This window comes from Mesorhizobium sp. M0938, from assembly GCF_040319125.1.
In the GTDB taxonomy this organism is placed as follows: Bacteria; Pseudomonadota; Alphaproteobacteria; order Rhizobiales; family Rhizobiaceae; genus Mesorhizobium; species Mesorhizobium robiniae.
In genome coordinates this window covers 337,074-353,809 of sequence record NZ_JAMYNS010000004.1, presented here as the reverse complement: position 1 = coordinate 353,809, position 16,736 = coordinate 337,074, and the positions used below count along the sequence as shown (strand labels likewise).

At 61.4% G+C, this 16,736-nt stretch carries 18 protein-coding genes; 8 read left to right on the top strand and 10 right to left on the bottom strand.

Annotation, left to right across the window (positions count from 1 at the left end):
* Positions 1 to 135: 135 nt before the first annotated feature.
* Entirely contained in the window at positions 136 to 2,148 is a 2,013-nt protein-coding gene (locus tag NKH73_RS09365; RefSeq protein WP_353018181.1) for a BTAD domain-containing putative transcriptional regulator, read from the top strand.
* A 106-nt stretch (positions 2,149 to 2,254) separates the two neighbouring features.
* Here NKH73_RS09365 and NKH73_RS09360 read toward each other — a convergent pair whose 3' ends face one another.
* The 3 genes from NKH73_RS09360 to NKH73_RS09350 form a co-directional block, all read right to left on the bottom strand.
* A complete protein-coding gene (locus NKH73_RS09360) occupies positions 2,255 to 2,863 on the bottom strand; it encodes a transglutaminase-like cysteine peptidase (RefSeq protein ID WP_352930541.1) in 609 nt (202 codons plus the stop codon).
* A 475-nt stretch (positions 2,864 to 3,338) separates the two neighbouring features.
* The gene (locus NKH73_RS09355) at positions 3,339 to 3,956 is read right to left on the bottom strand and encodes a PilZ domain-containing protein (RefSeq protein WP_352930539.1); all 618 of its coding nucleotides are present in this window, start codon (positions 3,954 to 3,956) and stop codon (positions 3,339 to 3,341) included.
* 116 nt (positions 3,957 to 4,072) lie between these two features.
* Complete coding sequence (locus tag NKH73_RS09350; RefSeq protein WP_352930537.1) at positions 4,073 to 4,711, bottom strand: PAS domain-containing protein; 639 nt, start codon at positions 4,709 to 4,711, stop codon at positions 4,073 to 4,075.
* A gap of 399 nt (positions 4,712 to 5,110) precedes the next feature.
* Here NKH73_RS09350 and NKH73_RS09345 point away from each other — a divergent pair, with 399 nt between their 5' ends.
* Together NKH73_RS09345 and NKH73_RS09340 are read left to right on the top strand one after the other, a co-directional pair.
* Positions 5,111 to 5,869: a rhomboid family intramembrane serine protease gene (locus NKH73_RS09345; RefSeq protein ID WP_352930536.1), complete on the top strand. Its 759-nt coding sequence runs from the start codon at positions 5,111 to 5,113 to the stop codon at positions 5,867 to 5,869.
* A 258-nt stretch (positions 5,870 to 6,127) separates the two neighbouring features.
* Positions 6,128 to 6,559, top strand: a complete 432-nt coding sequence (locus tag NKH73_RS09340; protein WP_023798170.1) for a CBS domain-containing protein — start codon at positions 6,128 to 6,130, stop codon at positions 6,557 to 6,559.
* Positions 6,560 to 6,610: 51 nt separating this feature from the next.
* Here NKH73_RS09340 and NKH73_RS09335 read toward each other — a convergent pair whose 3' ends face one another.
* Positions 6,611 to 6,868, bottom strand: a complete 258-nt coding sequence (locus NKH73_RS09335; RefSeq protein ID WP_352930533.1) for a YjhX family toxin — start codon at positions 6,866 to 6,868, stop codon at positions 6,611 to 6,613.
* A gap of 291 nt (positions 6,869 to 7,159) precedes the next feature.
* Between NKH73_RS09335 and gatB the strand changes: the two genes are divergently transcribed.
* On the top strand, positions 7,160 to 8,659 hold the full coding sequence (gatB, locus tag NKH73_RS09330; protein ID WP_352930531.1) for an Asp-tRNA(Asn)/Glu-tRNA(Gln) amidotransferase subunit GatB: 1,500 nt from the start codon (positions 7,160 to 7,162) through the stop codon (positions 8,657 to 8,659).
* 4 nt (positions 8,660 to 8,663) lie between these two features.
* Positions 8,664 to 9,152 carry a GNAT family N-acetyltransferase gene (locus tag NKH73_RS09325; RefSeq protein ID WP_352930765.1) on the top strand — a complete coding sequence of 163 codons (489 nt, stop codon included), beginning with the start codon at positions 8,664 to 8,666 and terminating at the stop codon, positions 9,150 to 9,152.
* A 71-nt stretch (positions 9,153 to 9,223) separates the two neighbouring features.
* Here NKH73_RS09325 and NKH73_RS09320 read toward each other — a convergent pair whose 3' ends face one another.
* From NKH73_RS09320 to panB, 3 genes are all read right to left on the bottom strand, one after another.
* On the bottom strand, positions 9,224 to 10,621 hold the full coding sequence (locus NKH73_RS09320; RefSeq protein ID WP_352930529.1) for an ArnT family glycosyltransferase: 1,398 nt from the start codon (positions 10,619 to 10,621) through the stop codon (positions 9,224 to 9,226).
* Between the two features lie 163 nt (positions 10,622 to 10,784).
* Positions 10,785 to 11,636, bottom strand: a complete 852-nt coding sequence (gene panC / locus NKH73_RS09315; protein ID WP_352930527.1) for a pantoate--beta-alanine ligase — start codon at positions 11,634 to 11,636, stop codon at positions 10,785 to 10,787.
* Positions 11,633 to 12,475 carry a 3-methyl-2-oxobutanoate hydroxymethyltransferase gene (gene panB, locus NKH73_RS09310; RefSeq protein WP_352930525.1) on the bottom strand — a complete coding sequence of 281 codons (843 nt, stop codon included), beginning with the start codon at positions 12,473 to 12,475 and terminating at the stop codon, positions 11,633 to 11,635. The genes panC and panB overlap by 4 nt, the downstream gene beginning before the upstream one ends.
* A gap of 227 nt (positions 12,476 to 12,702) precedes the next feature.
* Here panB and NKH73_RS09305 point away from each other — a divergent pair, with 227 nt between their 5' ends.
* From NKH73_RS09305 to NKH73_RS09295, 3 genes are all read left to right on the top strand, one after another.
* On the top strand, positions 12,703 to 13,101 hold the full coding sequence (locus NKH73_RS09305) for an NADH:ubiquinone oxidoreductase subunit NDUFA12 (protein ID WP_352930523.1): 399 nt from the start codon (positions 12,703 to 12,705) through the stop codon (positions 13,099 to 13,101).
* Positions 13,102 to 13,227: 126 nt separating this feature from the next.
* A complete protein-coding gene (locus NKH73_RS09300; protein ID WP_502893872.1) occupies positions 13,228 to 13,803 on the top strand; it encodes a DUF2155 domain-containing protein in 576 nt (191 codons plus the stop codon).
* A gap of 65 nt (positions 13,804 to 13,868) precedes the next feature.
* Positions 13,869 to 14,237, top strand: a complete 369-nt coding sequence (locus tag NKH73_RS09295; protein ID WP_095489491.1) for a hypothetical protein — start codon at positions 13,869 to 13,871, stop codon at positions 14,235 to 14,237.
* A gap of 29 nt (positions 14,238 to 14,266) precedes the next feature.
* Here NKH73_RS09295 and aat read toward each other — a convergent pair whose 3' ends face one another.
* Genes aat through accB form a run of 3 tightly spaced genes read right to left on the bottom strand, consistent with a single transcriptional unit; the run spans position 14,267 to position 16,735 of the window.
* Positions 14,267 to 14,884: a leucyl/phenylalanyl-tRNA--protein transferase gene (gene aat / locus NKH73_RS09290; protein ID WP_352930520.1), complete on the bottom strand. Its 618-nt coding sequence runs from the start codon at positions 14,882 to 14,884 to the stop codon at positions 14,267 to 14,269.
* A 29-nt stretch (positions 14,885 to 14,913) separates the two neighbouring features.
* Positions 14,914 to 16,257 carry an acetyl-CoA carboxylase biotin carboxylase subunit gene (gene accC, locus NKH73_RS09285; protein WP_352930518.1) on the bottom strand — a complete coding sequence of 448 codons (1,344 nt, stop codon included), beginning with the start codon at positions 16,255 to 16,257 and terminating at the stop codon, positions 14,914 to 14,916.
* A 19-nt stretch (positions 16,258 to 16,276) separates the two neighbouring features.
* The gene (gene accB / locus NKH73_RS09280) at positions 16,277 to 16,735 is read right to left on the bottom strand and encodes an acetyl-CoA carboxylase biotin carboxyl carrier protein (RefSeq protein WP_352930516.1); all 459 of its coding nucleotides are present in this window, start codon (positions 16,733 to 16,735) and stop codon (positions 16,277 to 16,279) included.
* Position 16,736 lies beyond the last annotated feature (1 nt).

The window sequence follows — 16,736 nt, the reverse complement described above, 5'->3', positions numbered from 1 at the left end:
TCACGCCGGTGTTTTCGGGCTGTTCGGTTGTGCGTGAAAAAAACGGAAAAGCCCGACGAGCCGCCGTTAAATCGGTGTTAAATCCATCTACCGAAATGCTATTCTGCCGCGGCGATCAAAGTCTGGAGACGATCTTTGCGCATCAGGTTGTTGGGCGGCCTCGAGGTTACTTCTCCGGAGCGCCGGCCCGTCCGTTTCGCCACGCGCAAGACTTCGCTTCTTTTTGCCGCCCTGGTGCTGGCGGGCCGCCGCGGCCATCGTCGCGAGCAGCTCTCCGAAGCCTTTTGGCCAGGACGAGGCAATGGCCAGGCCCGCAATAGTTTGCGGCAAGCGCTGGTCGATATCAGGCGCTCGTTCCCGACCAGCAAAGATGCCACCATCTACATCGATGGGGATCAGGAAGCCGTCGCGCTGATTGCCGGTCCGGATGAAGCGGACATTTCGATCTTCGACCGGAAACTGGAGGAGGGCCGAGCGGCCGATCTCGCCTTCGCTGCCGATCTCTACCGTGGTGGCGTGCTTGCCGGGGAAGCCATTCCTGAGGAACTGGATGAGTGGTTTGGACCCTATCTGAACAGGTATCAGCGCAAGGCGCTGCAGTTGGTGGATCGGCTGAGCCTCGCGCTGCCCATACCCGGCTCGGCTGAAGAGACTGCCTGCGAAGGGCTCGCCGAGAGATTGCTCGCCTCAGATCCTACCGCGGAGGCCGCGCATCGGGCGCTGATCCGGATCCATGCTCATCGCGGTCACGAAAACGCCGCCTTGCGCCAGTTCGAGCTCTGTCGGACGGTTCTGAAAAAGCAGCTGGATGCCGAGCCGGAGGCGCAGACGAGCTCACTGGCGGCTTCGTTACAGTCCCGCGAACGAACTGGACATCAGCAGCCGGGGCCAAGCTCTGGCGTTGCGGCGCCGGCGCCTGTGCTGGCAGTCCCGACGGGACACGATGATAGACCGTCGGTGGCAGTGTTGCCGTTTCAAAATCTGAGCGGCGATCCAACGCAGGACTATTTTGCCGATGGCATTGTCGAGGACATTATCACCGTCCTGGCTCAATTCCGTCATTTGTTCGTCATCTCCCGGAACTCGAGCTTCACGTATAGGGAACGGGCTGTCGACATCAAGCAGATCGGGCTGGAGTTGGGCGTCCGCTATATCGTCGAGGGAAGTGTGCGGAAAGCGGGTGAGCGCCTGCGCATCACCGGACAACTCCTCGACGCTTCGAGCGGCCTCCACCTGTGGGCTGACCGTTTTGAAGGCACTCTAGCCGAGGTTTTTGATTTTCAGGACCAGATCGCCTCGAGCATAGTCGGCGCGATCACTCCAAAGGTCGAGGAGGCGGAAATTGAGCGCGCCAAGCGCAAGCCGACTGAGGACCTCAACGCCTACGACTATTATCTGCGCGGGTTGGCGTCCCACGACCGAGCGGTCAACACCAAGGAAACCATGGATGACGCTCTGCGGTTCTTCATGAAGGCGATCGGCTGTGACCCGGTGTTCGCTGCCGCCTATGCCCGGGCGGCGCGCTGCTATGCGGCGCGAAAGAGCAACCGCTGGATGATCGATCGCTCAGAAGAGACTGCCGAGGCGACCCGACTGGCAAAGAGAGCGATCGAACTTGGGTGGGACGATGCAATTGCCCTTTCGTACGGCGGATACGTGCTCGGCTATGTAGGCGGCGATGTGGAGGAAAGCGCGGCTTGCATCGAACGTGCGCTTGGCCTGAACCCGAACTTGGCTGCGGCGTGGGGTTACAGCGCCTGGGTTCAAGCGTGCTTAGGTGAGCCGGAGAAAGCGGTCGAGCGCGCCGCGCAGGCAATGCGCCTCAGTCCGTTCGATCCTCGCTTTTTTGTTTGGGAATTTTGCACCGCGCTCGCTCACTTTTGTGCCGGGCGCTACAACGATGCTGCTGAGTGGGCGAAAAGGTCTTTGCGCTCGCAACCAAACTACGCGAGTGCGACGCGTGTGGCGACGGCAAGTTGCGTCTTAGCCGGTCGGCTTTCGGAGGCCGAGAAGATGATGGCTCGCCTGCGCGAACTCGATCCTACGTTGCGGCTATCGAATCTCGGCGAGGTGCTGCCGCCGTTTCATCGGCCTGACGATCGCAGCAGATATATCGAAGGCCTTCGCAAGGCGGGCCTGCCGGACTAAGACGGTCAGAAAAGGTGGAGCCGGCCCGGGGACGGGGCCGGCTCCTAAAACCCGGTCGTTGGGGACGGGGAGGGTGGGGACTCGACCGGGTTTTTGCGTCGCGTCCTTAGCGGACGCTGGCGACCGCGTCGGAGCGGCCGTCGTTGATCGTTACCCAAGCGCCCGAATTCTGGCTCGATTGGCGCTTCAGGTAGGTGTAGTCGGTGTTGGTCCAGGACAGCACCTTGGTCTCGAGATTGTCGAGGATGAACTCTCCGAGGCTGGTGCGCACGGTCAGCACCGCGTGGCCGTCTCCATTCGGCTGGCGCGCAACCGTCATCAGCAGGTCCCCGGCCGGTATGCCGATGTTCATCAACGCGCGGCGCTTTTCCAGCGCATAGTCCTCGCAGTCGCCGAAGCCGCTGTTGGGATAGGACCAGACTTCTTCCTTGCCCCACAGTTCCATGTCGGTGCGCGGCATGATCCTGGTGTTGACCGAATTGTTGATGCTGACGATCTTCGCCCACAATTTGCGGGTCAGCTCGACCGGCGCCTGCTTCGGCGTGCGCTGATTGCATTCCTGCGGAATCTTCTGGCAGAATTCGTAATGGCCGACCGGCTGTGTGGTGCGGCTGCCGGTGTGCATGAAGGCTGGTCCCGCTGCGTACGCCGTTCCCCAGGCGGTAAGCTGCATCGCCATCGCCAAGAGCAACAGCTTGCCCCTCGTCTTCTTCATCGTCCAGTCTCCCCGTTTGAGGAGACAATGACACGATTGAATTTATTCGACGCAAAAGCTCGAAGTAGATATTAAGTAAAACGCCAATAGAATAAACATAAAATTTGAATCATTTCAGTACAAAATTGTTGACGCGTTTCAGCGGAGCCGCGTCGGGTCGACAAAAATCCGTCTGAAAATGGCCGGGCAATCGCTCAGGCTTGCGCTGCCCCTCATCTGCCTGCCGGCATCTTCTCCCCGTTTACGGTGAGAAGGGGCTGGTCGCAACCTTGGCGCCCTCCCAGAAACGCTGATGATTGGCGAATTTTCAATGAAGGCGTCCTTCTCCCCATTTACGGGGAGAAGATGGCGGCAGCCAGATGAGGAGGGCGCCGACATTGACAATCGATCGCCTTTATACGGATCGGACGCCATCATTTGTCTAAATCGACTGCCCTGGAAAATGGGCCGGTTCGACTGCGCAATCTGTCGTCTGTCAGGTTCCGGATGCGTTGAATTCGGAATCGAGTGTTTCGGGCCGCTGGATGACGGCGAACTCGATGGCGACGCCGTCCTCGAAATGGCGCACCACCTGTCCGTGCATGGTGCCCAGCGTGACCTGAATGCCGATTGCCGGCTTGACGTCGATCTCGACCGCCGCGCCCGAAAGCGACAGGTCGATGATGCGGCATTGGTACTCGCGCCCATCGGCGAGCTGAAGCACGCTGGTCGGGTTGCGCGGCGCCACGCGCTCATGACGGCGATCTTCCGGCAGATCGAGCTCGTGCTTGTTGGCAAGCCAGGTCAACTGCGCGGCAAGCTTGTCCTTCTTGCGTTCCGACGCGATGACAGTCATCGCAAAGCCATCCTGCAAGATGCGGGTGACGACGCCTTCGATGCGGCCGATGTGGTCGATATAGGCGATGACTTTCTCGCCCGGCATGCCGATGCGTTCGGTGCGAAGCGCGACATCGCCCGGTGACATGTCGACCACCTGGCACGGATGTTCGGTGCGATCCTCCAGCATGAAGCGCCCATAGATCTTCACGCCGACGCGCTGAAAGTTACGCCTTTCAGCTTGGGACGGCGCGGTGTCGACCGCCGCTGACCTCATGACGCCTACACCCCGTCTGGCATTCCACGCGTTGATGCAAGGAACCTCAACGGAAAACTATAGCAAGTCAGGTTAACAAAGGGGAAAGTCGGTCGCCGCTACTTTAGCGTTCGGGATTATTCCTCGCGGCCGCCGTCGAACACGACCAGATGACGGATGCGGCGCGCCTGGCCGAGCGCCGAAATCGTTTCAGGCGGATCGAGTTCCGACGGGACAAGCGAGGGAACGTCGATGGCCGGCCGGTTCTTCAGCAGCATCGGTTCGTTTTCCGGATCGACGACGCGGATCGAATCGATCAAGGCGTCGGCGATTGGATCCGCACCCAGCCAGAAGGGCTTTTCAGCGGCGCTTATCACGCCGAGGCAGCGCGGATTTTCGACGCCGCCGTCGAGCGGCAGGGCAAGCAACTCGAATTTGCCGGAACGCTCGTTGCGGCTGAAACCTTCATAGGTGATGAGCACTACGGATTTCTGGTCGAGGACGCCGTGGATCAGTTTTGAGACAAGCCGCTGGTCCTTCTCGCGCCACAGCGACGGGAAGGAAAAGCCTTTGAGTTCACGACCATAGACCGCGCAGAGCCTGGTGCCGGCGAGCCGGAATACCGCTTCGCCGCGCGTATCCTTTTCCAGGATAAATGTGTCGGCCAGTAGCGACTTGATGTCGGCTGGTTCGATTTCCGAACGCTTCGGGGCAGGGCGCCCACCACGCAGCCGGTTCCAATAATGGAACAGCGTGATCGATCCGTTCTGGTTCATGCTATGCTGCTCCGCGCAATCTGTCGTCTGCTGTCCCATCGGTGAACAGAAGGGCGCCCTCCGATGACCTACATGCGTTGCGGAGCAGGATGCGTGCCAGCATCGTTAACACTTGTTCACGGGTCGGGGCCGTTAAGGTTAACAAATGGTTTACGTTGCACCTCGCTCAAGCCCGTGGCACGCTAAAACCACTCCAGAAACGGTCGTTTTGCAGCGATCGGCAGCATTTCAGTCAAGAGTTTGGGGAGCACGGGGGCTCGACCAGCCGTTCAAGGGCAACCTTGGACGGCTTCTTTTTGATTCGCGCCCATTTCGTTCTCGCGTCGATTCGCCCTTTGTGATTCGGTTGGCCATGGCCTAGATGCTCGCCAAGTCGAAGCAGGACCGAGTGCTAGCCACATGAGCGAACCAGAAAGCCCATCGGGAACCGAACAGGGCGAGGGCGGGCCAGTCAGCCGCGAGCCGGAACGGCGCCGCGAGCCGGTATTCAACATGCCGCCCATTGTTCTGGCGATTATCGGGGTCTGCGTCGTCGTTCACCTGATCCGGTTCTACTGGCTTACCGATGACCAGGATTTCTCCCTGCTGATCCGGACCGCTTTCATTCCGATCCGCTATTCCGGTCGCTTCGACCTCGACTTCTATGCGTTTTCGAGCCCCTTCACCTATGCCTTCCTGCATGGCGGCTTTGCTCACCTTGCCATCAACATGGTCTGGCTGGCGGCGTTCGGCTCGCCGCTGGCAAACCGCTTCGGCGCGCTTCGGTTCAGCCTGTTCTTCGCGGCGACGGGGCTGGCGGCGGTTGTGCTGTTCTGGGCCGTGCATCCGCTCGGCCAGGCGCCGCTGGTCGGCGCATCGGGAGCGATTTCTGGCATGATGGGGGCAGCTGCCCGCTTTGGTTTCCGCATCGACCGCTCGTCCGGCAAAGCCGCCTTCGCCGGCGCGCCAATGCCAATGGCGGCAGTGTTCCGCTCGCGCGGGGTTATGACTTTTCTCGCCATCTGGATGGTGATCAATCTCGTTACCGGCCTCGTTGCCTTTGCGCCTGGCATCGACAGCCAGATCGCCTGGGAGGCCCATATTGGCGGTTTTGTCGCCGGCTTCTTCGGCCTGCGCGCCTTCGATCGGCGGCGGCAGGCGGAAGAGTCCACGGCCTAAAGCATGTCGCCCAAAAGTGCGTAGCGGTTTTGGGACAACGACATGCGATGCGCATTGAGACGCCGCACTTGAAATGCAATCGATCGCGGCGCACGATGTTTCCCACAGCGCCGCGTGTCCTCTTGGGCGCAAGGACGCTGTAGAACTTTGATTTGCGGCGCATGATCCTTTCCGACAATCGAGGCTGATTTTCGGGGTCATGCGCAGAAGGAAAGCCGGTCAGGGCAGGAACCGGCAAGTAAAACTGAGGAGGACGCCATGACTGTTAAGGCAATTCTCGAGCAGAAAGGCCATGACGTGTTGACGCTCGGGCCGAACGAAAAGCTGAGCGAGGCCATTCGCATCCTGGCCGAACACAGGATCGGCGCGCTGGTCATCACCAATGGCGATCACAAGATCGTCGGCATTCTTTCCGAGCGCGACGTCGTGCGGGTCCTCGCCAGGGAAGGAGCCGCCGCACTGGACATTGCGGTACGTTCGGCAATGACGCCCAAGGTGAAGATCTGCAATGAGAACCACACCGTCAACGAGGTCATGGAGATCATGACGAGCGGCCGTTTCCGCCATCTGCCGGTGGAAAAGGACGGCCTGCTCGACGGCATCGTCTCCATTGGCGACGTGGTCAAGCGGCGCATTGAGGATGTCGAGCGCGAGGCCGCCGAGATCAGGGCCTACATCGCGACGGCCTGAGATCGTCGGCAAGGAACCGCCGACCGCTATACCGGCCGGCGGACTTGCCCATCACCTGTTGTCGAGTTCGGCACGGACGAGTTCGAGCCCGCGTCGGGTAATGCGGTAAGGTCCGCCACCCGCCGAGGAGACCGCTCTCTTCCGCTTCAGTTTGCGAAACAGATCGAGATCGACGCCAGGATAGTGCCAGCCATCGCGGGTCAGGCATTTGACGGAGGCGATCCGCTTCTTCTCGTTCTTTTCGATTTCGATGCGCCCGCCCTGCGCAAGCAGATGCAGGATGCGCTGTTCAGTGCGCGAAATGTCCATGTGATAGAATTCCCGGGAAAACGAAAAAAGCCGCCGCCGCGAGAGTTCGCAGCACGGGGTTTCAGGTCTTCTGCCCTGCCTCACTGAGAGGTCAGGGCCTTACCGGGACTGAGCGTAAGTGGACATCCACTCTCCATTAGGATGAGCGGCATATAGGCGAAAGCAGCGGAAAAGGCCAGCCCGCGGCTTTGCGCTTGTCTCGCGGAACGGTTTGCACTAGCCAAGGCCAACGCGTTTCGTGTGCTATTTATGCGAAACGAGCGATCCATAAATGCGATACTGCAGGCTACTATGACCCTCATCGATACCCGCACGCCCGACGCCAAGCGCCTGATATCAGGCGCAACCGGCGACTGGGAGATCATCATCGGACTTGAGGTCCACGCGCAGGTGACTTCGGAGGCAAAGCTGTTCTCCGGCGCCTCGACGGCTTTCGGCGCGCCGCCGAACGCAAATGTCAGCCTGGTCGATGCGGCGATGCCGGGTATGCTGCCGGTGATCAACGAGGAATGCGTCAAGCAGGCGATCCGCACCGGCCTCGGGCTGAAAGCCGAGATCAACCACAAGTCGGTCTTCGACCGGAAAAACTATTTCTATCCCGATCTGCCGCAGGGATATCAGATATCGCAGTTCAAGCAGCCGATCGTTGGCGAGGGCAAGGTGATTGTCTCCGTCGGCCCGGACCGGCAGGGCGAATTCGAAGATATCGAGGTCGGCATCGAGCGCCTGCATCTGGAGCAGGATGCCGGTAAGTCGATGCACGACCAGCATGCGACCATGTCCTATGTCGATCTCAACCGCTCCGGCGTGGCGCTGATGGAGATCGTCTCCAAGCCCGACATGCGCTCCGCCGACGAGGCCAAGGCCTATGTGACCAAGCTGCGCACCATCGTTCGCTATCTCGGCACTTGCGACGGCAATATGGACGAGGGTTCGCTGCGCGCCGACGTCAACGTTTCGGTGCGCAGGCCCGGCGGCGAATTCGGTACGCGCTGCGAGATCAAGAACGTCAACTCAATCCGCTTCATCGGCCAAGCGATCGACTACGAGGCGCGTCGCCAGATCGCCATCCTGGAGGACGGCGGCAAGATCGACCAGGAAACGCGGCTGTTCGACCCCAACAAGGGCGAGACGCGCTCGATGCGTTCCAAAGAAGAAGCGCACGACTATCGCTATTTCCCGGATCCCGACCTTCTGCCGCTGGAATTCGACCAGGCCTATGTCGACGCGCTGGCAAAGGACCTGCCTGAACTGCCCGACGCCAAGAAAGCGCGGCTAATCTCCTCGCTTGGCTTGTCGACCTATGACGCCTCGATCCTGGTTTCGGAAAAGGCGGTCGCCGACTATTTCGAGAAGGTGGCTGCTGGTCGCGACGGCAAGCTCGCCGCCAATTGGGTCATCAACGATCTGCTCGGTGCGTTGAACAAGGCCGGAAAGGGTATTGAAAATGCTCCGGTTTCGCCCGATCAGCTCGGCGCGGTCATCGACCTGATCAAGGAGGGCACCATCTCCGGCAAGATCGCCAAGGACCTGTTCGAGATCGTCTGGAACGAGGGTGGCGATCCGCGCCAGCTGGTCGAAAGCCGCGGCATGAAACAGGTCACGGACACCGGCGCCATCGAGAGGGCGGTCGACGAGGTGATATCGGCCAATCCGGACAAGGTCGAACAGGCGCGCGCCAAGCCGACCATGGCCGGCTGGTTCGTCGGTCAGGTGATGAAGGCGACAGGCGGCAAGGCTAACCCGCAGGCGGTCAACGACCTCGTCAAGGCCAAGCTCGGGATCGAATAGAATGATGTTCGTCCGCACCGCTGGCGAGCGCGATCTTGCCGCGGTCCGCGCGTTGCTGGTCGAAACCTGGCACGCCACCTATGACAGCATCTATGGCGCTGACAAAGTCACCGAGATCACTGATGAATGGCATTCGATCGCCTCGCTCAGAGCGCGGCTGACGCGGCCGAATTCCGAATTCCTGGTCGCGGACGACGGCAAGCGGATCGGCGGCATGGCTTTTGCCGCAGCCACCACGGACGCGAAAATCGTCATGCTGAACCAGCTGTACGTGCATCCGGCCTGCCAGAGGCAAGGCATCGGCCAGGTGTTGCTGGAAGAGGTCGAAGCCAGCTTTCCGGAGGCGCGAACGCTGCGTGTCGAAGTGGAAGAGGCAAACGCTCCGGCCGTCGCCTTCTACCGCTCGAAAGGGTTTTTGCCCGCCGGCACCACCGCTGACTGCGGCGGCGGTTCAGGGTTGCCAGCGCTGATTTTCGAGAAGACGATCGGATAGATTTCTCTGCCGCACACGTCGCAGTCGGTTGCGTGCACTGGCAGCGCCGGTCGGTTGCGGTAGCCACGCCGTCAATGTCCTTCCTTGAGGACGACAAGATAGCCCCGTTCCACGCGAGCGCGGAAAGCAGCTTGCTCCGACATCAAAGGGTCCTTGGATTTGTCGACGACATAGCCGCCAGGATGGGAGCGAAGCCATTCCTCGGGATTGTCGGTGCTCTCAAACGGCTTCTGCAACCGGGCAAGGAAGCCGACCTCGTCCTGGTAATCGAAGGCGACAGCCCAGTCCGCATCCTTTCGCGCGTCGATGAAGTTGGCCAGCGGCATGAGGTCCTCGCGCTTGAAAACCGTCACTGATGCTACGGCATGGCCGACGCCGAAAATGGCAAGCAGGACGAAGGCCGAGTTTCTGAGCCGCATTAGTGGGATTTCCGCCATGAAGTACCCGAACAGGATGGCCACAAATGGCAACACCGGCACCATATAGTGAGGCTGCTTGCCGGATATCGCGCTGAAAACCAGTAAAACCGCGACGAACGAGAACGACAGCAGGCGCAACGCGCGCAGGTCCGGCGACCTCGTGTCGATCAAGCCACGTATGCGGGCGCCCAGCTTCAGCCGCCATGTTTCGGGTATGAAGATCCACGGTAAAAGCATGATCGGCATCAGCACGACATAGAAATAGAACGGCCGGCCGTGGGAGTTGTGCAGATTGCCGGTGACACGCCCTGCCGATTGGTTCCAGACAAGGTCGTAGACGAAGTCGCCTTTCGTCAGGATCGTCGCAGGCACCAACCAGATCGCCACTGGGATCAATGCAGCGAGAATTGCCAGACCGGCCCCGGCGAAGAATTTCGGCGTCGCCAGCCCGGCTTGCCGATCGCGCCAGAGCGGATAGAGCAGGATGGGGGCGCCGACATGGATGAGCACCACCGGACCTTTCGTCAAAACACCCAGTCCGATGAACAATCCCGCTAGGACCGCGTGCCGGCGGTTGCCGCTCCTGGCAAAGGCAAGCAACGACAAAAGTGCGGCGAGCACGAAGACCGTCAGCAGCATGTCGAACAGGATCAGTGTCGAATAAACGACGAAGATGGTGCTTCCCGCGACCAGCCAGGGGACTCGGCTTACAATGTCGTCGCGTTCGGGAAAGAGGGTTTTTGCCAGACGCGTCGTCAGCCAGATGACGAGCGACGACGAAACGAAGATAACGAGCATCGCCGCAATCCGGCTTGCGCCGAAAATGTTCCAGGCCAGATCGATAAGCCAGAACAGCAGCGGCGGCTTTTGCAGATAGGGCGCGAAATTCATCGTCGGAACGAAGATCTGCCCGCTCAGATACATCTCCCAGGTGACGCTGAGATATCGTGTTTCATCGACAGGCAGAAGCGGCCGGAAGGCGACCGCAATGCAGATCAATGCAAGCAGAAACAGATAGGGGAGCAGCCGCTCGACATGTGCCGGTATCAAGATTGAGGATCCGCGCCAGAAATCATTGTCATTCCAGCCGAGCTGATGCAGCGCTCCTGGAGCGCGCAGGACCGCACCATGATTTTGGCCGAATTGTAACGAAGTCGGCCTGGTGCTGCGGATTTTGGAAATGAGGCCGCGAATTCCTTAGTCGCGTCGCGCTTTAGGTGGAGGGAACTTCCACATTGTCGATCAGCCGGGTCTTGCCCAGCCAAGCGGCTGCGAGCAGGCGGCCGTCACGGTTTGGCCGCCAGGGGGCGAGGGTCCGGCTCTCGCGCGCTGCGACATAGTCGACTTTGTCGAAGCCGGCCTCGACAAGCGCGCGGCTGGCCTCGGCGGTTGCGCTGCCTTCGTCGCTGCCTGCCGCAAGTGCCACTGCTGCCCGGCGCAAAATGACGTTGAGCTGGCGCGCCACCTCGAGCTCGGCTTGGCCGAGATAGGCGTTGCGTGACGACATGGCGAGGCCATGCGCGTCGCGTACCGTTGGCGCGCCGACGATTTCCACCGGCAGATCGAGGTCGCGGCAGAGCTGCCTGACAACGCAAAGCTGCTGGTAGTCTTTTTCACCGAAGACCGCGTAATCGGGCAACGCCTGCAGTAAGAGCTTAGCCACGACCGTCGCGACGCCGTCGAAGAAGGTCGGCCGGAAATCCGATTCCAGCCCGGCGGCTGGTCCGCCGACCGAGATCTTTGTGGCGAAGCCGGCCGGATACATCTCCGCAACATCAGGGGTGAAGACGAGTTGTGCGCCGGCTTCGGCGAGCCGGTCGAGATCGCGGGCGAGCTGGCGCGGATATTTGTCGAGGTCTTCGCTCGGCGCGAACTGCGTCGGGTTGACGAAGATCGAAACCACACAGCGATCGGCCTTTGCCAGCGCGATCTCCACCAGCGAGATATGGCCGTCATGCAACGCACCCATGGTCGGCACCATGGCAACGCTGAAACCATCGCGGCGCCAGTCACGGATTTGCCCGCGAAGGGTGGCGACGCTGTCGACGACGCGGGGCCGGCTCATGCTTTGTTCTTGTCGGCTGCGGCGGAAAAGACGTGGCCCGGGCCGGGAAAAGTCCGACTTCGCACCTCCGCTGCATAGCTGGCTGCCGCATGCGATATGGCGCTGCGCAGGTCGGCATATTGCTTGACGAATTTCGGCACGCGGTCGACAGTCAGGCCGACCATGTCGTCGATGACCAGGATCTGGCCGTCGCAGTCGCCGCTGGCGCCGATGCCGATGGTTGGAATGGAAATGTGCCGGGTGAGGTCGGCGGCGACGGTCTCGACGGTGCCTTCGATGACCACGGAAAACGCGCCGGCCTTTTCCACAGCGTCCGCATCGCGAAAAAGTGCTGCCACATTCTCGTCGCTGCGGCCCTTGATCCTGTAGCCGCCGTCGCTTTCCACCGATTGCGGCAGCAATCCGATATGGCCCATGACCGGAATGCCGGCGGCGACGATCGCCGCGATCTGCCGGGCAACTGTGACGCCGCCCTCCAGCTTGACGGCCTGGCAACCGGTTTCGCCAACGATCCGCCGCGCCGAGGCAACGGCTTGGCGCGGCGTTGCCTCGTAGCTTCCGGCCGGCATGTCGACCACCACGCAGGCCCTGGCTGAACCCCGCATTACGGCTTGGCCATGGGCGATCATCATCTCCAGCGAGGCGCCCAGCGTGGTCTTGTGGCCATGGAGAACCATGGCGACGCTGTCGCCGACCAGAAGCAGGTCGACATGATCGTCGAGCAGGCGCGCGACGGGGTAGGTATAGGCGGTGAGGCAGACGACCGGCACGCCGCCCTTGCGCAGGCGGATGGAGCTGGCACTGATCCGCAGCTCAGGGTCGGATGCGTCCGGGGCCATCTTTACCTCCCTCAACCGTCAATCAGGCTGGTATCTGCATAGGATGCGCAGAGCTTTAGAAAGACGAGGCAGTCTTGGCAAGGCACCCTCGGCAGCGCAAAGGCCTGCATCGGGTTCTGACAACCATTTGAGCGGCTGGTGCGGCAAAACTCTTGCCTTGGCGAGGGCCTGACGCCATAAGCAGGAAACAGGTGTCGCCGCCGCGAGAGCTTGTCACGAGGATTTGGATGAAGACTTTCCTTCTGCAGTTTTTCACATGGTGGAACAGCCAGACGCTGGGAACGCGCTTCCATACCTGGCGGCATGGCAAGAAAGTCGGGCAGGACGAGGCTGGCAACGTCTACTACGAGGGCGGCGTCGATTCGGAAGGCCGCACCCGCCGCTGGGTCATCTATCGCGACTATTCGGAAGCCTCGATGATTCCGCCCGGTTGGCATGGCTGGATGCATCACCGCGTCGATGCCGCGCCGCCGAGCGACACCTACAAGCCACGCGACTGGCAGAAGCCGCATCAGCCGAACCTCACCGGAAGTGCCGCGGCCTATCGCCCCAAGGGCTCCATACTCAGCAATCAGCACCGCCCGCAGGTGACCGGCGATTACGACGCCTGGACGCCGGGGTCGTAACCGCTCGCCAGGCGCGGTTCGGTCCTTTATCGCCACAATTGGCGTTTAGCTGCTTGCCGATCTGACAGCAGCGACTAGCCTTGGGCGCGACAGAATCACCCCGGGCGCAAACCACCGGATCCTTGCATGAGCATTTTCAGCCGAATTTCGATGGGCGGACTGACGGCGGTCGCCGCTTTTGTCGCTTGCGCCATCGCCGCCGCACAGACGCTGGAGGCGCCAGTGGAACCGGGGGCACCGATGGAACTGGAGCCGCCAATGGAACCGGGGGCGCCGATGGAGCCGGAGGCGCCAGTGGACCCGGATGCGACAGTGGAACCGGATGCGACCGTGGCGCCGGCGACGCCGGCGGCACCAGAACGCATCACCAATCCCGTCGCCGAATTTGCCGGCATCGACAAGATCACCGGCCGCATCATCACCTTCGATGTCTATATCGACGAAACGGTGCAGTTCGGTGCTTTGCAGGTAACGCCGCGCATCTGCTATTCGCGGCCGCAAACCGAAGAGCCGAAGACCGATTCCTTCGTCGAAGTCGACGAAATCACGCTGGATCGCAAGATCCGCCGCATCTTCACCGGCTGGATGTTTGCCGAAAGTCCCGGCCTCAATGCCGTCGAGCACGCCGTCTACGACGTCTGGCTGAAGGGCTGCAAGCAGAAGTCGGACGTGCCGGCACCCGACGCGGCCAAAACCAATTAGAGCGCTGCGTCCTTTCGGAACTGCCCTGCCAGCCGCGCGTTAGGGCACGTGCGGAGGACGTTCCCATGATGGCCAACAAAGGCGAACTTCTCGAACTCGAAAAAGGGTTCTGGACCGGCGACGCAGCCTATTTCAAAGCCAATGCCGACACCGAATGCCTGGTGGCGTTCCCACAGATGGCGCAGGCGATGAGCAACGCCGATCTGGCCGAAACCGCGACGGACCCGAACCGCTGGCGCGATCTCGACATCGACCTCAAGGGCATCATCGAGCCGGGTAGCGACATTGTCATGCTGACCTATGAGGCCCATGCCACTCGCGAGAATGGCGAGCCTTATGCGGCGCTGGTCAGCACCGGCTATGTCCATCGCGTCAATGGCTGGAAGATGATGTTCCACGCACAGACGCCGCTGGAAGTTGCGGCAAAAGACTGACTGGACGGTCGTCAGGGAAAGACGGGTCGTCAGGGAAAGAAGACCGCTTCGCCCTTCAGCGCGTCAGCCAGCATCTTCTCGTACTTGCCCCTGGGGACGTCGACCGCCCCGAAGCGTTTGAGGTGGTCGGTGGTGAACTGCGTGTCGAGCAGCGCAAAGTGGCGTTCCTTCAGGCGCTCGACCAGATGCACAAGGCAGATCTTCGACGCGTCGGTTTCCCTGGCGAACATGCTTTCGCCGAAGAACACCCGGCCGAGCGACACGCCATAGAGGCCGCCGACCAGCCGGTCCTCGCGCCAGGCTTCAACCGAATGGCAATGACCCATCCGATGAAGTTCGACATAGGCCTCGCGGATCGGCGCATTGATCCAGGTCGACCGACGTTCTTCGCGCCTCTCGGCGCAGCCATCGATGGTCGCCTCGAAGTCGAAATCGAAACGGATGTCGAACTGCTTTTTCCGGATCGCCTTGCTCAGGCTCTTTGGTGTGTGAAAACCATCGAGCGGGATGATGCCGCGCGTCTCCGGCCGCACCCAGAACACTTCGGGATCGGTGGCACTTTCGGCCATCGGAAAGACGCCCGAGGCGTAGGCCTTGAGCAACAGGTCGGTCGGGATGCGATAGCCTGGCGCGTAAGGACGGGTCATCGCGGCATCATAATCTATAAGTTCGCGACCTAATCCTCTTTGGCCAGATATTTTTCCAGCCAGTGGATGTCATACTCGCCATTGGCGATATCGGCATTGCCGACGAGATCACGAAACAGCGGCAGCGTCGTCTTGATGCCGTCGACGACGAATTCGTCAAGCGCCCGCCGCAGCCGCATCATGCATTCGACCCGGTTGCGGCCATGCACGATCAGCTTGCCGATCAGGCTGTCGTAATAAGGCGGGATCTTGTAGCCGGAATAGACGCCGGAATCGACGCGGATGCCGAGGCCGCCCGGCGTGTGGAAATGGGTGATCGTGCCGGGTGACGGGGTGAAGGTGCGCGGATCCTCGGCATTGATGCGGCATTCGATGGCGTGGCCCTGAAAGCGGATATCTTCCTGGCGCACCGAAAGCCCGCCGCCCGAGGCGACGCGGATCTGCTCATGCACGAGGTCGATGCCGGTGATCGCCTCCGTCACCGGATGCTCGACCTGCAGGCGCGTGTTCATCTCGATGAAGTAGAATTCGCCGTTCTCGTAGAGGAATTCGATGGTGCCGGCGCCGGAGTAGCCGAGATCGGCGATCGCCTTGGCGCAGACGCCGCCGATATGCGCACGCTCCTCGGCATTGAGCGCCGGCGAGGGCGCTTCTTCCCAGACCTTCTGGTGACGGCGCTGCAGCGAACAGTCGCGTTCGCCGAAATGCACGCCGCGGCCGGCGCCGTCGCCGAACACCTGCACCTCGATGTGGCGCGGCTTTTCGAGATATTTCTCGATGTAGACGGCGTCGTCGCCAAAAGCGGCCCCGGCTTCCGAGCGCGCCGTCTGCAGCGCGACTTCAAGATCGGCCTCGCTACGCGCCACCTTCATGCCGCGTCCGCCGCCGCCGGCCGACGCCTTGATGATCACGGGATAGCCGATCTCGGCGGCGATGCGTCTGGCTTCCTTTTCCTCGGTGACCGCGCCGTCGGAGCCGGGCACCACCGGAATCCCAAGGCGCTTTGCGGTGCGCTTTGCCTCGATCTTGTCGCCCATGATGCGGATGTGGTCGCCGGACGGGCCGATGAAGGTGATGTTGTGGGCGGCGAGGATATCGGCGAATTTGGCATTCTCCGACAGGAAGCCGTAGCCTGGATGCACAGCGTCGGCGCCGGTGATCTCGCAGGCTGCGACGATCTGGTGGATGTTGAGATAGCTGTCGCGCGACGGCGGCGGCCCGATGCAGACGCTCTCGTCGGCGAGCCGGACATGCATGGCATCGGCATCGGCGGTCGAATGCACCACTACGGTCTGGATACCGAGCTCCTTGCAGGCGCGCAGCACCCTCAGTGCGATTTCGCCGCGATTGGCGATGAGGATTTTCTGGAACATGTTTCGGCTGTTCCCGGCTCTATTCGATCACGACGAGCGGCATGCCATATTCGACCGGCTGCGCATCCTCGAACAGGATCGCCGTCACCGTGCCGGCGCGGGGCGAGGGGATCTGGTTCATCGTCTTCATCGCTTCGATGATCAGCAGCGTCTGGCCTTCCTTGACCTGCTGGCCGACCTCGATGAACGCCTTGGCGTCGGGCGACGGCGCCAGGTAGGCGGTGCCGACCATGGGCGAGGCGACCGCGTTCTTGGATATCTCGGCCGCTGCCGGCGCGGTTGCGGCCGCCGGCTGCGCTGCCGGCGGCGCATAGACGGGCTGCGGTGCGGCGACCGCATGGACGGCCGGCGCCTGTCGCGACACGCGCACCTTCAAATCGCCCAGCTCGACCTCGATCTCGGTGAGGTTGGTGTCGTTCAGTATGCCCGCCAGATCGCGAATAAGCTGCTGGTCAACACCGTTCTTCTTTATCGACATT

Coding starts and splice junctions, on each gene's coding strand:
- NKH73_RS09345 (WP_352930536.1), top strand. CDS start 5,111: ATGAGCGAACCAGAAAGCCCATCGGGAACCGAACAGGGCGAGGGCGGG.
- NKH73_RS09305 (WP_352930523.1), top strand. CDS start 12,703: ATGAAGACTTTCCTTCTGCAGTTTTTCACATGGTGGAACAGCCAGACG.
- NKH73_RS09300 (WP_502893872.1), top strand. CDS start 13,228: ATGAGCATTTTCAGCCGAATTTCGATGGGCGGACTGACGGCGGTCGCC.
- NKH73_RS09325 (WP_352930765.1), top strand. CDS start 8,664: ATGTTCGTCCGCACCGCTGGCGAGCGCGATCTTGCCGCGGTCCGCGCG.
- NKH73_RS09360 (WP_352930541.1), bottom strand. CDS start 2,863: ATGAAGAAGACGAGGGGCAAGCTGTTGCTCTTGGCGATGGCGATGCAG.
- panC (WP_352930527.1), bottom strand. CDS start 11,636: ATGAGCCGGCCCCGCGTCGTCGACAGCGTCGCCACCCTTCGCGGGCAA.
- accC (WP_352930518.1), bottom strand. CDS start 16,257: ATGTTCCAGAAAATCCTCATCGCCAATCGCGGCGAAATCGCACTGAGG.
- gatB (WP_352930531.1), top strand. CDS start 7,160: ATGACCCTCATCGATACCCGCACGCCCGACGCCAAGCGCCTGATATCA.
- NKH73_RS09295 (WP_095489491.1), top strand. CDS start 13,869: ATGATGGCCAACAAAGGCGAACTTCTCGAACTCGAAAAAGGGTTCTGG.
- aat (WP_352930520.1), bottom strand. CDS start 14,884: ATGACCCGTCCTTACGCGCCAGGCTATCGCATCCCGACCGACCTGTTG.
- NKH73_RS09350 (WP_352930537.1), bottom strand. CDS start 4,711: ATGAACCAGAACGGATCGATCACGCTGTTCCATTATTGGAACCGGCTG.
- accB (WP_352930516.1), bottom strand. CDS start 16,735: ATGTCGATAAAGAAGAACGGTGTTGACCAGCAGCTTATTCGCGATCTG.
- NKH73_RS09335 (WP_352930533.1), bottom strand. CDS start 6,868: ATGGACATTTCGCGCACTGAACAGCGCATCCTGCATCTGCTTGCGCAG.
- panB (WP_352930525.1), bottom strand. CDS start 12,475: ATGGCCCCGGACGCATCCGACCCTGAGCTGCGGATCAGTGCCAGCTCC.
- NKH73_RS09340 (WP_023798170.1), top strand. CDS start 6,128: ATGACTGTTAAGGCAATTCTCGAGCAGAAAGGCCATGACGTGTTGACG.
- NKH73_RS09355 (WP_352930539.1), bottom strand. CDS start 3,956: ATGAGGTCAGCGGCGGTCGACACCGCGCCGTCCCAAGCTGAAAGGCGT.